Origin of the sequence: Stenotrophomonas rhizophila, from assembly GCF_003651185.1 — a bacterium.
Classification (GTDB): Bacteria; Pseudomonadota; Gammaproteobacteria; order Xanthomonadales; family Xanthomonadaceae; genus Stenotrophomonas; species Stenotrophomonas maltophilia_Z.
On sequence record NZ_RCDC01000004.1, the window covers coordinates 811,862 to 826,836 of the forward strand.

12 protein-coding genes are annotated in these 14,975 nt (G+C 57.2%); 5 read left to right on the forward strand and 7 right to left on the reverse strand.

Features of this window, described 5'->3' with window-relative positions; translation table 11 throughout:
• Positions 1 to 82: 82 nt before the first annotated feature.
• From BCL79_RS03685 to BCL79_RS03700, 4 genes are all read right to left on the reverse strand, one after another.
• On the reverse strand, positions 83 to 1,405 hold the full coding sequence (locus BCL79_RS03685) for a retropepsin-like aspartic protease (protein WP_121037534.1): 1,323 nt from the start codon (positions 1,403 to 1,405) through the stop codon (positions 83 to 85).
• Positions 1,406 to 1,453: 48 nt separating this feature from the next.
• A complete protein-coding gene (locus BCL79_RS03690; protein ID WP_147433844.1) occupies positions 1,454 to 2,068 on the reverse strand; it encodes a hypothetical protein in 615 nt (204 codons plus the stop codon).
• Between the two features lie 316 nt (positions 2,069 to 2,384).
• A complete protein-coding gene (locus tag BCL79_RS03695; protein ID WP_121037540.1) occupies positions 2,385 to 3,287 on the reverse strand; it encodes a MobA/MobL family protein in 903 nt (300 codons plus the stop codon).
• Positions 3,288 to 3,594: 307 nt separating this feature from the next.
• Positions 3,595 to 4,344, reverse strand: coding sequence for a hypothetical protein (locus BCL79_RS03700; protein WP_121037542.1), 750 nt, complete (start codon positions 4,342 to 4,344; stop codon positions 3,595 to 3,597).
• 210 nt (positions 4,345 to 4,554) lie between these two features.
• Between BCL79_RS03700 and BCL79_RS03705 the strand changes: the two genes are divergently transcribed.
• Both BCL79_RS03705 and BCL79_RS03710 read left to right on the forward strand, forming a co-directional pair.
• Positions 4,555 to 7,518 carry a TrlF family AAA-like ATPase gene (locus BCL79_RS03705; RefSeq protein WP_121037545.1) on the forward strand — a complete coding sequence of 988 codons (2,964 nt, stop codon included), beginning with the start codon at positions 4,555 to 4,557 and terminating at the stop codon, positions 7,516 to 7,518.
• 223 nt (positions 7,519 to 7,741) lie between these two features.
• A complete protein-coding gene (locus BCL79_RS03710; RefSeq protein WP_121037548.1) occupies positions 7,742 to 8,371 on the forward strand; it encodes a hypothetical protein in 630 nt (209 codons plus the stop codon).
• Positions 8,372 to 8,398: 27 nt separating this feature from the next.
• Here the strand turns inward: BCL79_RS03710 and BCL79_RS03715 are convergent, their stop codons facing one another.
• Positions 8,399 to 9,130: an ankyrin repeat domain-containing protein gene (locus BCL79_RS03715; protein ID WP_121037551.1), complete on the reverse strand. Its 732-nt coding sequence runs from the start codon at positions 9,128 to 9,130 to the stop codon at positions 8,399 to 8,401.
• Positions 9,131 to 9,251: 121 nt separating this feature from the next.
• Between BCL79_RS03715 and BCL79_RS03720 the strand changes: the two genes are divergently transcribed.
• Positions 9,252 to 9,686, forward strand: coding sequence for a hypothetical protein (locus tag BCL79_RS03720; RefSeq protein WP_121037554.1), 435 nt, complete (start codon positions 9,252 to 9,254; stop codon positions 9,684 to 9,686).
• 6 nt (positions 9,687 to 9,692) lie between these two features.
• Here the strand turns inward: BCL79_RS03720 and BCL79_RS20040 are convergent, their stop codons facing one another.
• Positions 9,693 to 10,451 (reverse strand): ankyrin repeat domain-containing protein, encoded by a 759-nt coding sequence (locus BCL79_RS20040; RefSeq protein WP_147433845.1) that lies wholly within the window; start codon positions 10,449 to 10,451, stop codon positions 9,693 to 9,695.
• A gap of 1,020 nt (positions 10,452 to 11,471) precedes the next feature.
• Between BCL79_RS20040 and BCL79_RS03735 the strand changes: the two genes are divergently transcribed.
• The gene (locus BCL79_RS03735) at positions 11,472 to 12,863 is read left to right on the forward strand and encodes a site-specific integrase (RefSeq protein ID WP_121037560.1); all 1,392 of its coding nucleotides are present in this window, start codon (positions 11,472 to 11,474) and stop codon (positions 12,861 to 12,863) included.
• A 170-nt stretch (positions 12,864 to 13,033) separates the two neighbouring features.
• A protein-coding gene (locus BCL79_RS03740) for an IS3 family transposase (protein WP_121037563.1) occupies positions 13,034 to 14,226 on the forward strand; the annotation gives its coding sequence in 2 pieces (ribosomal slippage) (positions 13,034 to 13,289 and positions 13,289 to 14,226; 1,194 coding nt in all).
• Between the two features lie 95 nt (positions 14,227 to 14,321).
• Here BCL79_RS03740 and BCL79_RS03745 read toward each other — a convergent pair.
• Entirely contained in the window at positions 14,322 to 14,918 is a 597-nt protein-coding gene (locus BCL79_RS03745) for a TetR/AcrR family transcriptional regulator (RefSeq protein ID WP_121041110.1), read from the reverse strand.
• Between the last annotated feature and the right edge of the window lie 57 nt (positions 14,919 to 14,975).

Consider the following 14,975-nt stretch of genomic DNA (forward strand, 5'->3'; position numbering starts at 1 on the left):
CCCTCCGCATTGCCCCCCCGATCGTGTTCCTTCCGAATCCATTCCCCATACTCCATGAAATACTCTCTAATCCGGCGGGTTCTCAGCCCGCCGGAGGCGGCACCGATCCGAGCGGCATCAAGCAGGCTTTATTGTCAATGAAGTCCAAGTAGATAGCGATGCTCCGCAGACTGCCGCCTCCGAGTACGTAACGTGTCCTAGAGGGATGGGTTCCGACGGAGGTACTCATTAGTAGCCTTGCAGAACCTCCCAATGTCTGAACGGTCACGTCTCTTGAAACCGACGTCTTGCGCTGTTGCCCTTGAACACCCTGAACGACGCTGTGCTGCGCTGGACCCGCCGGAAGCGCAGCGCCTACTGGCAATGCCTCCATCAGCTCGCCGCTGTTGCCGGTGTCGAGCATGGCCTCTTGGCGCTCACCATCGACGGTGATGAACAGTCTTGGCACGGTCTGCGCACCGCTTAGGTCCGCAGCCGAGAACAACGGAGCCTGGCAGGCAGGCGCAGCTGCCCCCGGCGCAAGTACCTGTATCCCGTCCTTGCCAATGATCAGCCGTCCTAGTTTGGACAGCACATCCAGACCAAGAAGGTTCACCGGAATCTGATCGCTGGCAGCCAGCAGCGGCTGGGCGATGACAAGCGAGCCCAATTGCAGCGTCTGCGGCTGGGCTATCGTGCTGCGGGCAGATGACACACCAAGGATGCCGGAAAGTGCGAACCCCTCCATGAGAGCAGGCTCTGTCAGCGCCGAGGGGTGCACAACGGTCAGCGCCGAGCCAGTATCCACCAGAGCCTGCGTGGACCTCCCGTCAATCTGAATCTGCGCCATGTTGAGGTAGCTGACCTCTCCCCCACCATGTCCTTCGCCGGATGCTACCGTCACCGTGCCGACATGTAGTGGGATGACTCCTTGAGCCTGTGCCAGAACATTGGGGGCCGGCCGGGCGGCTAGTGCCGCGTAATCGGGGATTCGCGTGAAGACATCAATGTTGCGCAGGGTCTTTCCGCGATCAGCAGCGGTGGTGCGTAGGCGCTCCTGCGCTTGCACTGTCAGGCGTGCCCAAGCTGGCAGGTCACCAGCGACCGCCTCCACGCCAGCACGCAGTCCCCCGCAGACAGTCAGACCGGCTAAGTGCTTGGCTTGCTGGGCGGCCTTGATGCAATCATCTGAGGCCTTGCGCGCACCGGGGAGATCAAGCAGAACCCGCCGCTCAGCAGCCTTGGCCATCTTTTCTACGACGGGGTTGGGCTTGTTCAATTGCAGCCGCCGCAAGGCGGCGACATCTCCCTGTGCCAGCGCTTGGCTAACCGGCGTCGGGTCGTTGAAAATTTGGGTAACGCCTTCGGCTTGGCCGACGCCAGCTGAGGATGAAGCAAGAAGGAGCGCAAGTGATAACGAGAGCATAGGACTCCGGGGAGATGCCGCATCCGAAGATGCGGCATCTAAGGTAAATCAGGGACTCTTGTTGTGGAGGAATTGTGCCTCGCCCTTGACGTCGTTGTCTGCCGAGTTGTAGCTCACATTTATCTGGAAACCGAAACCGCCGCCGATATCCCAGTAGTAGCCACCATTGATGGTGGATGACCAACTACCTTCCTGTAGTTCCCACTTCAACAGGCTTCCATCGGTACCCACGAAGTCTAACGTGCCCTTGCCATCCTTGAAGGTACCGTCGGTATTGAACTTGAGCTCGGTGCTGACCGTCCACAGACCGAACTCATTCGGAATTGGGTAGCTCAGCACTGCCTTGTTGTAGCCCTGCTCGCCATTCTCGCCTGGTGTGTAGGTCAGCTTGCTTTCAAAAGGCTTGACGTCAATGAAAGTGATGTCCGGCTCGCCATCGCTTCCGTCGCCTCCGTCGCCTCCGCCATTGTCGCCGCCCCCACCACCGCCACCGCCATCGCCGGGATCCCAGGGATCAGGCCAAGTGGGCGGGTCAGGAAACCAGTTGTCATCCGGAGGGGGGGTCACGTCGATCGGGGGCAGGTCAGTGGTGTCCACCTGTGCGCCACCTGACACGAGTGCGCGTTCTTCAGCTGAAAGATCGCGAATTCCAGAGTGAGACATTCAACAACTCCTTTGTTGGTTCACTTCATTGACGACCGTGGGCATGGGTATGCAGCTCTGTTACCCCGGCCCAGATTTGTACCAAGGGTTGGTCCAAATCTCTATCAGAGAATTCTGACAAGCATGAAAATGTGAGGCCGCCCTCACCTAACGATGCGGGGGTGTGACGAGGTGACATCTGCCCCCCCTTCAACGAGATCGCGGTTGCCCCCAAGAGAACTGCCCGAGAGCTACCAGGCCACCACTGCGATCAATCTCATCCCTGTGGCGCCTGCTTGTCTCATCCAACACCTTCGATTGGTGCCGCTGAGAACGATCAACGATCTCGATGTGAGTCCTGACGGCGCGGCAGCTCGGCCAGAGCCATTTTCGCAGCTTCGGTACACATGCCTGCATTGAGTTGCAAAGCACTCGGAGACCTAACAGCGCTGTTCCGAGGCAGGTCCGTTGCGTTGGCCGCAACCATGGGGAGCGCGCTGGCCTGTTCCCGCCGCGCTCGCTCAGCCGTGTGGCCCACCGGGACGGGCAGAAGCTTGCCCTCCTTGCGGTAGCGCCCCAAGAGTTGCTCAAAGCTCGCTTGCTCGTCGCGAACGCTTCCCTCGCCCCGACGCATGGCAAGGCGCTCCGCTAGATCCTGGGGCTCGTGCTCAACCTGGATCTTGCTTTGACCTCGATGCGCATTGATGCGTCCAGAGATCATCGCTCGAATCCAGAGCACCTCACCGTACCCATTGATTCTTCCATCCAGGACACGCGTCTTGGCCGCCAGCCCAGAGGCTTCCATGCGCCTGGTCGTGACAAGAAGATGGGCGTAGAAGTAGCGAGGGTCATCCTTGGTTGGCCGGTGATGGCTCGCTTGTAGCGCAAAGCCGTACCGCTCGATCAGCGCATGTGAGATGTCGAGAACCAGGTCCCAACGCTCGCGGTCATCGAGCTCGTGCGGCAAGGCAATGGTGAAATCACGGCAAACGGTGCTGTTCCGGCGGCGCTCTGCTGCCTCTACTGCGGCCCAGAGGCGTTGCGGGTCATTGACCCAAGCAGGCGAACCTGGCGGTGCCAAGAAGCACGCCTGAATGATGCCAGCCCTGCCTCGATAGTCATGCTTGGCGCCGGATTTGGGGTCAATGAGCAAAAATCCCCCTCGATAGGCAGCGGCTGCGAGGGCGGAATGACCCTTAGCTCGACTGTAGGTTTTGATGCGCGTGTGTTCGATGGTCATGAAGCTTCCTGTGTCTTAGTCCATTTCTTTATGGCTCAAGATTTTAGAAGCGCAACAGAACAAATAACCTTATTTTCATGCGTTTTCTTTGCCTCAGAGGGATTCACTCACGCGGCCGATTCACTTCGAAAACCTCACACAAACGAACGAATCGGCATCACGAGCAACAACGCTCCACAGGCAATTTTTCTCGCATAGCCCTCGCTATTAAGGTGCGTGCGCTGGCCGCACATATGCAGCTCGCGCCTGCAACGCGACCACGTGCGCCCTAGTCACCCGTGACCACGGTTATGCAATGACAGACCTTTTACTGAATTTCTTCAGATTCCTTGGCCGCACTCTTCAAGCGCTTATCGCGGGGCGGGTCACCAGCCGTTATGCCCCGTCCTCCAATGAAGGAAGGATTGCACTCACGCAACACAGCGCCAGCCGCTGGGACGAGCTTGACCGTTTCGTCTAGTTCTGAGCTAGGTTTTGGTAGGGTCTTGAGGATCAGGTTGTCGCGATAGGCTCCGGCAACCAAGGACCCGTCTTGGCACAATCGGCCGCCCCCCATTCGTTCGTTCCAGAACCCAAACCCGCTAATCAGCCACGATGTCAGAAGCACTCCGAACGCGACGAACAGAGCGTCTGGCAACCAAGGAAGCACCTTACGACCCTCCCCATTCGCGCTGACCTTTTTCTCAGGCTCAGTGATCGCCGATAGCGCAAAACCGACCGGAACGATCAACGAAGAAAGGGTGCCTTGCACTGTCGTTGAATAAAGAAGGGCCGGGAGACCGAGGAAAATATAAAAGACCACGAACATCGTCAGGAACCGCGCAAACCAGGAGCGACCAACCATCCATTTAAGCAACACCCCAATGACCATCAGCAAAAGGGTGACGAGCACGGCGATCGCCACGCCACCCATCAGCAAACGGTTGATCGGCAAATCGATCAGCATCGATGGCACTTTAAGGAAGCGGTAACGGCCTGACTCATACGCATACACACCGAGCATGCCCAAGGCCGGCGCCAGCGCCAGCAGCACAGCCTCTCTCTTCAGCAACTGCATCCCTGAGTCCCCCAAAGCCCCCGATCTGGGAGCGACGTGGCTAGCTTAGGTTGCTACGGTCTCAGGTGGCGATACCCCGGATGGGCTTGCCGGTCCTTTACGGCGTATATGGCCAGCGGCTGGATACCCCTAACCAGCTGGGTCCCGTGAGCACCGAGCAAGGGATATGATCCCCATAGGGGCCCGGAGTGGCCAAATAGGGGAAGAGGGATGGAACGAGGTTCTGAATGGCGTAGATGGGATCCGCATGTCCACACGCCTGGCACGTTGCTTAACGATCAGTTTGGCTCCGGATCGTGGGATGACTACCTGGATGCCTTGGAGGCCTTCTCTCCCCCTATTGATGCCTTGGGCGTTACAAACTACTACTTGCTGGACAGCTACGAGTACGTGCTCGCCGCAAAGACGCAGGGAAGGCTCGCAAAAATTCCCCTCGTCTTTCCGAATGTTGAAATCCGGCTGGACGTCCATGCTAAGTCAGGCTACGTCAACGCCCATCTGTTGATCAGTCCTAACGATCCAGACCATGTCCATGAAGCTGGTCGATTTTTGGAACGTCTTACTTTCTCTGCTTATGGCGACCGATTTAGCTGCAACCGGCAAGATCTGATCCGCCTGGGCAAAAAGGCCGACCCAAGCATCTCGGACGACTTGGCTGCGTTGCGCAACGGCGCCATCCAGTTCCGGGTGAGCTTCGTTGAACTTCGACAGTCTTACGTCGATAGCACCTGGGCCAAGGACAACATCTTGATTGCCGTCGCTGGGGCCTCTGGCGACGGGACCAGTGGGCTGAACCAAGCGGCCGACGTCACCGTACGGCGGGAAATTGAGAAGTTCGCCCACATCATCTTCTCAAGCAATCCCTCCCAACGCGAGTTCTGGCTCGGCCAGAAGGCACTGAGCAAAGACCAAATCATCGCCACCTACGATGCATGCAAACCTTGCCTCCATGGCAGTGATGCCCACGCATTGAACACCGTTGGTCAACCCGTGGGCAACCGCTACTCTTGGATCAAGGGTGCAGCATCGTTCGATGCCCTTCGCCAAGCCTGCATCAATCCCGAAGGCCGTGCTTACGTGGGGGAGACACCGCCCAAGTCAGCCATGCCTTCGCATGTAATCACCCACGTCAGCATCCAGGGCGCTCCCGGGTTCCAAATGCCCGAAGTGCCGCTGAACCCTGGGCTCGTGGCGATCATCGGCTCGCGCGGCTCCGGGAAGACCGCTTTAGCCGATATCATCGCAGCAGGCTGCGATTCGATTCCCGTGGAGGGATGGAGCGCCAATGAGAATGCAAGCCCGTCCTTTCTCGTGCGGGCACGGAGCCTGCTTGGCGGAGCATCGGTCAACTTGACGTGGGGAGGCGGGTCCAATGATCAACGGCCGCTCGCCTACCGGCCTGACGCCGTGTCTTATCCAAAGGCGCGCTACCTGTCTCAGCAGTTCGTAGACGAGCTCTGCTCAGCCTCCGGAGCCTCGGATGGCTTGGTGGAAGAGATTGAACGCGTGGTTTTTCAGTCTCACGACCCGGGTGAAACCAACTTCGCGAGCGATTTTGCAGAACTTCGCGATCAGAAGACACAGCTCTTTAGGCAAGCACGTGATCGAGAAGAGCTGGCGATTTCTCAGATCTCCGACGCGGTTGCGTTGGAGCTGGAAAAGGAAGCTACCGTCGCTAGCCTGACTGCACAGGTTGAGCAGAAGAAGCAGGTCATTGCTGGCTACATGACGGACCGGGGCAAGCTCACACTGCAAGACACCCAAGCGCAGCTCCAAAGGCACACCGAACTAAGCGGGGTTGCTCAGGCGCTAAGAACCAAAATCCAAAACCTCAGCAACCAGCGCCGGTCGTTCGCGTCCCTTCAAGACGAGGTGGCGTCCACACGCGCTACGGGTTCGCCTGAGCTGCTACGGCAGCTACGCTCGCGCCATGCTTCCAGTGGCATGGGAGACGCACAGTGGGATGCCTTCCTTCTCGTTCATAAGGGCGACGTCGATCAGGATTTGCAGGGGTATATCGAGTGGGCAGACAGGGAAATCGCGAAACTGACCGGCGTGCCGCCGCTGCCCCACGACCCAAAGGTCCCTTACATCTCCGACGATGCCTCACTCGACAGCCTCCCATTGGCGCTGCTCGAGTCGGAAGTTTCCCGACTTGCGGCCTTTTTTACCGCCGATCAACTGACGCAGAGGCAATATACCGCGTTGACCGACCGCATCAGCAAAGAGCAAACCGCGCTCAACGGGATCGAGCAGCGACTGGAGGATGCAAAGGGCGCTGCTGATCGCAGGAAGCTACTTCAAACCGAGAGAGAAAACGCTTACGAGCGCGCATTCCAAGCCGTTGTCAACGAGCAGCAGGCATTAGAGCAGCTCTACTCGCCGCTTCTGACCCGCCTGGCTGCATCCTCCGGCACCTTAGCCAAACTCGGCCTCGCCGTTCGCCGAATTGCCGATGTAGACGCATGGGCTGCCGAAGCAGAGGAAGGATTGCTGGATCGCCGTAAGGCGGGAAGCTTCCAAGGAATCGGCGCCTTCACCAAAACTGCCAGGGAAGTCTTCCTGGTCGCGTGGGAAACAGGATCTGCCGCCGATGTCCGCGCAGCCATGACCACGTTTGTCACGACTCATTGGAAGAACCTGCTTGCGCACGCCCCCTTCAATCCCCAGGCACCAGAAGAGGTACGGGCGTGGCTAAAGAGGTTTGCCCGATGGCTCTTTAGCACCGAACACCTGCGGGTTCGTTATGAGATCACCTACGATGGCATTGACATCCGAAAGCTCTCTCCGGGGACCAGAGGCATTGTCCTGCTCCTGCTCTACCTCGCCTTGGACGACGCCGATGATCGCCCGCTAATCATTGACCAACCCGAAGAGAACTTGGATCCCAAGTCAGTGTTTGACGAGCTTGTATCGCTGTTTGTCCAAGCCAAGAGCACCCGGCAGGTGATCATGGTCACGCATAACGCCAATCTCGTCATCAACACCGATGCCGACCAAGTAATCATCGCCGAGTCCCAGCACGACGGCTCAGGAGGTCTTCCACGGATCACTTACACCACTGGCGGTCTTGAGTCCGCAGTCATCCGGAAAGCCGTATGCGACATTCTTGAAGGCGGGGAAGCCGCGTTCAAGGAGCGGGCCCGGAGATTACGCGTGCGCTTAGTGAGGTAGCCCATTCGCGATGGTGCCTTCCGGCCGACAACCGGAGGGTAGCTGCGAGACTCGCCCCAGGGCCCATGGAGAGTTGAGTTAGCCGCCACAAAGATCACTGTGAAATCTCTACAGCCCAGCACGCTTACTAGCCTGCTGCAACAGAAAAATCGAAGCGGTCCCGTACCACCCGATATCAGGGGCGGTCCCCAGGATAAGAACTCATTGAACAGGAGACCCCGTCATGGCAACCATCATCAGCTTCGCCATCTTGGGAGTGCTATGCCTCCTCGTGCCCACCCTCTTATATCTGTCAAGCTCCGGACCTGTGAGTATTGATAAGTTTGGTGCCTTCTTTGGTAGCACGACAGGCCCTTTGCTTAGCTTTTTGGCGCTTCTGGCCGTTGTCGCGACCCTCAGGAACCAGACCGAGGCCATTAGGCAAGACGCGTCTGCGAGGATGGCGGGGGAACATCTGCGTTGGCTTGACGCGATCTACAGTGATCTAGGCGAACTGCTCGACCGCAACATCAAGGGCAACAACGGAAGCGATCTGACGCTTCGCGGCATTCTCAATAGTGGAACCATGCCGGAGGACTCTTTAGGACCGGATACACGGCCGGATCTGAATGATTTCACAGTACTCCTTGGCCAATACTGCGAGGCAATCGCCATCTATCGCGACAACTGCGAACCCCTCTTCGATGTGAAGATCTACGTCGACCGAGGAGCACGGTTGCTCGACCTGCTTAAGCGCAATACCGCTGAGCTAGATGGAATGAGTCCCATCGCGATCGAGTTCATGGACATGCACTTGCAGGGCGAAAAGAAGCGAGCCAAAGCTGAAGCGATGAGCCGGCCTACCCGAGGCTAGGAGCAGCAGCGCTCACCCTCTTTCGGCTTATGTGCTTGGCCGTAACGCGGCTAGCCCAGTGTGCGGCAATACTTTCGCATACTCATTGAGCATTTCGATGCAGGCGGTCTGCCGATACTTCACGGCATACTCCCAGGCGCGATAGCACGCCGTCTGCCGGTCGGGCAGCGGAGAGGCCAAGATCTCAGCAACGATGCCGACCTCTCCACGCGCCGCAGCCAGTGGGAGCGCCCTAGCCGCCGCAGCGATTTGCGAGGAGTGCGGCAGTAGGTGCTGCACCACTTCGAGTGAACCCACTCCGCACGCTTCCACAAGAGCTTGGCTTCCATGAGCGCGGGCGTCGCAGTGGGGCAAGATTGACTGAACCAGAGCGGCGTTGCCACTTCGCGCCGCACAAACCAGCGGATCATCCCAGCCACTCCCCTTCGTGAAGGGCGCGAGGAGTCCGACGGCATACTCGTCACCCGAAAGACATGCCATACAAAGATGCAGCGATCCCCACATGGCGGGGTGATGGTCCTTGGCAACATAGGCAAAAACGTTCTCAAGGCGCAGGGTTGCTGCCATCCATAAGGTCTCTTGCGCGCAAGAGCTCAGATACCAGCTATCGAGTAGGGGCATCGCCCTCGCCTCATCTCTTGTAAGGAGCGCACCCCGCAGCGAAGGCCAGTATTTTGGCCGATCATGAAAGGTGCGAAGTTCCTGATGATGGATCTTCAGATAGGCGATTCGCGGGGGATCAATGAGGATGTTGTGCATGGCGGCTCCGCAGCCAAGCTAACCCACCCTGACTACCTGTCAACCTCGACGCACTCAATGACGACACCGGGGCAAGACAAAGGTCGAGCTATACTGGCGCCACGCCAACAAGGATGTCTCGATGAGCTATGTGAGCGAAGTGGAAGGCTTTCTCGGAACCACATTGAGCCCTACTTGGCGCAAGGTTGCCGAAGTTCTAGAGAGGTGGGACTGCTCCTCATTTCATGCAGCCGCGATCATTCACTGGATGATACGGGGTCGTAAAAGCCATGAAGAAACGCTGCTCAAACTCCGAAGGCTAGCCGAAACCAACGCAGCAATTAGCTCGGGCATAACGTTCCAGCTTCAAATGCTCAAACACCAAATCAGCAGAGCCAGCAAGTCTGAACACTGGCCGGCTATCCTCGCCGCTGCGCAGCAAACCGGCATGAGCCTTAAGGAAATCTCGGCATTGTTTGAGGGGTTTTTGGATGGCGTCATTTCACCTCACGCCATCAGTAACCCTGCCGCAGCGCTTGCCACCATCCAGCAGAACCACTCGAAATATAGGATCTGAAAGGACTTAAAGTCGGCGAACTTGCGGCTGGCCAGCGCTGAGACCTCCGCAGCTCGAAGCCGCTTGCAAGTCGCGGGCGTTTCGCGCTGCCTGTTGCCGCCCTAGCTCCTCGTGGAGTTGACTCATCTGCTTATCTGAGAACAGGCCTTCTAGATCTCTATCTTTGCATCGTTCCCAAGCAAACACGGCGCAAGTCCAATGCTTGCGTTCTGCGGCGACAAACATGATGAGTTGCCAATCCGCATCGGGCCCTACTCGAGCCGCAAGTTCGTAGAAGAGCGGCAGGTCACCAACGCTCGTCACAGCCTCAAACAGAGTTCTAAGTTGGTCCGGACGGCAATAGTCGTTTGCCAATGCGGTTTGCACCAGATAGCGCACCATCTCGGCGTGGCCAGCTTCCGCGATGAGCGCGATGACACGCATGAGGATGGCCTCTTTGTCAGGCAACGGCCAAGTGAGGAGCTCGCGCACAACATCAATGTGCCCGGCATTTGCAGCAATCGGAAGAGCGTGTAAAGACGCCTCAACTAGCGAAGCCGTAGGGCGCATGGCGACGACCGCGCCCAGATCTCCTAATCGACAAGCCTGTTGAAGCAACAGACCGCTGCGGGATGGCTCGATGTCAAAGCCACCGTAGCGCGGATCGCTCCAAGGCCTAGAGGACTGTAACCCTGCAAGCGACCAACTCTCCCGCGCCATGCAGGCGACGCCCACAGGTGAGCGTTGGCGATCATTGGAACTAAACTCCGAGGCGACCTGACTCAACTCTGATGCCGCGCTCGCCTTTTCTTTGCACTGAGGGACCATCAGCCGAACCTAGCCCAGCGCGTGCAAGTGTCAAGCAGGTGACTCCGCGTTGGCCGGGCGTTGGCGCACCCGAGTAGGCATATCAGTGCTCAAACCTTAGGCAGAAGCCAATCGATGGTGGCCTGGTCTAAGAATCCTGTGTAATAACCCGAACGCACTTTTGAAATAAAAATTCGGTCATTTTTGTCGAGCTTCTGAGCGAGATCGCTGTAAAGCTGCTCTGCAGTCCACGAAGTCGATATCCATCTTACCGACTCGAGTCCCGAGTCGGCACGGTTTGTGTGCCGTTAGAGGTGCGTCACGAATGCACGACGCGCCTGATCGTAATTCGTCCGCTCTCGGTTCAAGTTCCAAGTCACAACAAAGACTGCCATGTCCTATATCCCTTGATTGCACTCATGTGCAATGCCGATACTATCGCTGGCACGGGCAAATTATCAACCAGGGGATCGAACCGCCCCTGGTCCACCTGATGTATGGATAGAACTCCCTCCATGCCCCGTCGTTAGAACGCCCTCCGTCCGAGTCCGGCCTAGCGCACGCGTCCAAGGTCAGTTTTGGAAGCAGTTATGTCGTAAAACTAGCGAACGCTCGGTTTCCCTAACCACGGAACTCTAGTGCCTTCTTTGGGATTGCCTAACTGTCTTCTTAAGAAGAATTACTTAAGGCAGCCGACCGTTCATTTATCTTTCGTTCAGTTAAAAATGAGAGAAATATCTCCCTTTTCTCCAATTTATTACTTTTAAACACTACACGCGCATATATGGATTTAGTTAAATACACGATGGCAAAAGCCATGTCGCGCATAGCATGACACGAATAAATTAAATAAAACTCGAGATGCAATGCTCGCCATTTTTGAGTTACATCTCCGCATTGCCTAAGTCATGCTTGAATTCGAACTTCTCGTCATGATTTTGGATTGACAGAAATCCGGGCCACCTTATCAAAGATCCACCTCCTGCAATTGGATCGTAGATGCATTTTCAACACCCTCAACTTGATCACTACTTAAACAAGCCTACGGGTCAGCTCTATATCCGCAGCATACGTATCGGCAACGTCGAATTTGGCGATCTCGTCATTCAAGATCGCGCTGGCGCGCTCCACCTCCAAGACTTGGTCCAAGCCACCTACGATCACAGCGAGAAGATTCGACGACTGCGGCGAAACGGCACCCGCTATCCCGAACCCCTGCCCTTAGCCACTCCCGCCAGGCTTTTATCAGAGGAGGTCGACGACTTCCTCAAAGACAAGGAGCGGCAGAACCTTCGCACCACCACCATCGATGCCTACCAGCGGACGCTTGCCATTTTGCAACGAGTGACCGGCAACACTTCCGTATCTAGGATCGATCACACGCACATCTATCAGATGTGGGATCTGCTGCGGTGGGCACCTCATGACTTCATGACCAGCCCTGCATACAGCGGCTTGACGCCAGAACTGCTGATCGCCCAGGGACAAAGCCAAGTGCGACCACAGCCGGCCAACTCCACCCTTGAACTCCATCGACGCTTCCTTGCCTCCTTCTTCAACACCTTAGTCAAAGCCCGCGCCATCCCTCACTCGCCAATGGATGCGTTCAAGCCAGCACGAGAAGAGCTCTTGATTGATCAAGACGAGCCCGAGCGACTGCTTTCCACCGAGGAGGTCCAGAAGATCTTAAATCCAGAGACATTCGTTCCGTGGGCTAAGAAATATCCCCACCGTTGGTGGTGCCCGCTCATCGCGCTATATACAGGCGCACGCATCAATGAGATCGCTCAGCTCAAAGTGGCTGACATCGTTCAAGACCACGGCGTGTGGTGCTTCTCTGTGCAAAAGACCGTGGATGAGGATCTCGGCCAAAGCACGGGGCGCCGGAGTCGCCAGAGCATCAAGGGCAAGAGCGCGATACGCAAGGTCCCGATCCACGCCAGCCTGATCCAGGCAGGCTTCATGGACTTCCTCGCTGACATCAAAGCCTGTGGACATCCTCGGCTCTTCCCAAACCTATCGGCGGGCGTCTCGAAAAAGACAGGCAAAGTCACTGGACGCTACAGCCAAGGCTTCGTCAATCAGTTTGGCACGTACCTAAAAGGAGTTGGGTTTGCCAAAGGTATCGGCTCCCACGCATTCCGCCACACACTGGCCACTGAGCTCGATGCCAAAGGAGTACCGGTTGAGCACATCGCCTTGATCACAGGCCACTCGCTCAACAAAAGGGCACCGGTGCTCCAAGACAATTACGTGCACAAGTCCGCCAGCAATGTCCGGAAAACTCAGGTTGAAGCGTTGGGCCACTACCAGCCCGCCGTTTCACTTCCCGGATATGTAAGGGGCCAATTTAAGGAACGGTTGAGCAAGGAAGCGAGGATGTATCCCTGAGCACATCCTCAAGGCAACAAGTATGTCGCGGCGCAAATCTTTCAAGCGCCTCTAAACTATGCCCGTATGCGAGATATCTCGATTCACCCTTGACATGCGAAGAGACGCTGACCTTGCCCCCGCAAAACGTATCCCTTGCCGTGTGATGTAATTCACGCAAGGAGAACGACATGACGAAGACTACACGAGCGCGCTATACCCTTGAATTTAACCGTGAAGCAGTACGCCAGGTGGATTCCTCGCAGACCAAGGCCTCGGTTGCCAAGACCTTGGGCTTGGTGGAGCAGACCCTGTTCAACTGGGTCAAGGCCAGTCAGGAACGCAAGCTCATCGGTGCCGACACCAAGCCGGTCAGCGCGGAGAAGATCGAGATTGCCCGGCTGCGCGCTGAGCTGGCGCGGGTCAAGATGGAGCGCGACATCCTGGGAAAAGCGACGGCGTACTTCGCAAAAAGCCCGAAGTGAAGTACGCCTTCATCCAGCGCCGCCGAGAGATATGGCCGATCAAGGTGCAGTGCCGCGTGCTTGGTGTCAGCGTAAGCGGGTACCACGCGCATATTGCTCGCGAGCAAGGCGCCGCAGAGCCACCACGGCGCAGCCTGAGCGAATCGGCGCTACTGGTGCACGTCAAGGCCGTCCATGCGCAATCCAGAGGCAGCTACGGCCGTCCCAGGATTCTGCGCCAACTGCGCAGCGACGGAGTGCATGTCGGTAAACACAGGCTGCAACGAGTGATGCGCGAAAACTGCATCATGGGGAAGGCTAAGCGTCGCTTTCGGGTCACCACAGACAACAATCACACGCTTCCAATCGCGCCGAACCTGCTCGATCGACAGTTCAATGTGACGGCGCCTGATCGCGTGTGGGTCGGCGACATAACCTACATTCCGACAGACGAAGGCTGGGTATTTCTGGCGGTAGTCATCGATCTTTTCAGTCGTCAGATTGTGGGATGGTCGCTACGGGACGACATGCCCCGCGACATCGTGATCGATGCGCTGACGATGGCTTGGTTCAAGCGCAACCCAGGAAAGAACACAGGTCTGATTTTCCACAGCGACCGAGGCAGCCAGTATGCCAGCGAGGACTACCGCGCACTCCTTCAGGAGCACGGGATCAGTGCTTCGATGAGTCGCCGTGGCAACTGCTGGGACAACGCGTGCAGCGAGACGTTGTTCGGATCGCTGAAGGTAGAACGGCTGCACGACCACCGTTTCTCCAAGCGGCGTCATGCAAAGGACGAAACCATCGAGTGGATGCTGTGGTACAACCAATCTCGATTGCACTCGACGCTGGACTACGTCAGCCCGATGCAATTTGAGAAACGCTGGCGCGCTGATCAGTTGACGGCGGCCAGCCCCTGAGAGCGGTTACGGGATGCGCTGTACGGGGGCAAGGTCAACCCGAGGAGATCCCATGAAGAAGTCCAACGAAGGCGAACGAAGGCGAACGCCGGCTTTTACTCCGTGCGACCAATTATTCCATCCAAGCCTTGGGCAGCCAAGCGCGCAGAGTTCAACAGGCGCGGATGCTCCTGACCACGCCGAGCGTTCGCGGAAAGACCGATCATGACGGTGCTGATGTAGTCCGTCACTCGATAGGCCGCATCAGGGTGGCGAGCAGCGACGAAATCGCGAATTGCCTCTTCGGCGCGCACCAGAAATTCACTGGCCGCTTGCTTAGCGTCATGATCATTTGATTGCGCTCCTTCAATCACCAAACACCCTGCGGCGCCCGACTTCCCAGCGTATCGGCATGCAGCCTCCTCAAGCACGGCAGCCAGGCACTCGATGACAGGCCGATCAGGATCCAGCAGCTCTTGCAGCGGGATTGCTCCTTCATACTCATACTTGCACAGCGCCTTAGAAAAAAGGCATGCCTTGCTCCCGAACGCAGCGTAAAAGCTTGGCGGATTTATCCCCAAGCAGCTCGTGATATCCGCGACACTCACTCCATCGTAGCCACGCTCATGGAACAGGCGCTGCGCGACACCGATGGCGGCATCTGGATCGAAGATCCTGGGACGCCCTCTAGGACGAGTTTTTTTTGTATCGATCACTAACAAATTCCTTGACGGGCGCCTCGAACGCTTTGTATAGTAGATCCTATATTA

Coding starts and splice junctions, on each gene's coding strand:
- BCL79_RS03685 (WP_121037534.1), bottom strand. CDS start 1,405: ATGCTCTCGTTATCACTTGCGCTCCTTCTTGCTTCATCCTCAGCTGGC.
- BCL79_RS03690 (WP_147433844.1), bottom strand. CDS start 2,068: ATGTCTCACTCTGGAATTCGCGATCTTTCAGCTGAAGAACGCGCACTC.
- BCL79_RS03695 (WP_121037540.1), bottom strand. CDS start 3,287: ATGACCATCGAACACACGCGCATCAAAACCTACAGTCGAGCTAAGGGT.
- BCL79_RS03700 (WP_121037542.1), bottom strand. CDS start 4,344: ATGCAGTTGCTGAAGAGAGAGGCTGTGCTGCTGGCGCTGGCGCCGGCC.
- BCL79_RS03705 (WP_121037545.1), top strand. CDS start 4,555: ATGGAACGAGGTTCTGAATGGCGTAGATGGGATCCGCATGTCCACACG.
- BCL79_RS03710 (WP_121037548.1), top strand. CDS start 7,742: ATGGCAACCATCATCAGCTTCGCCATCTTGGGAGTGCTATGCCTCCTC.
- BCL79_RS03715 (WP_121037551.1), bottom strand. CDS start 9,130: ATGCACAACATCCTCATTGATCCCCCGCGAATCGCCTATCTGAAGATC.
- BCL79_RS03720 (WP_121037554.1), top strand. CDS start 9,252: ATGAGCTATGTGAGCGAAGTGGAAGGCTTTCTCGGAACCACATTGAGC.
- BCL79_RS03735 (WP_121037560.1), top strand. CDS start 11,472: ATGCATTTTCAACACCCTCAACTTGATCACTACTTAAACAAGCCTACG.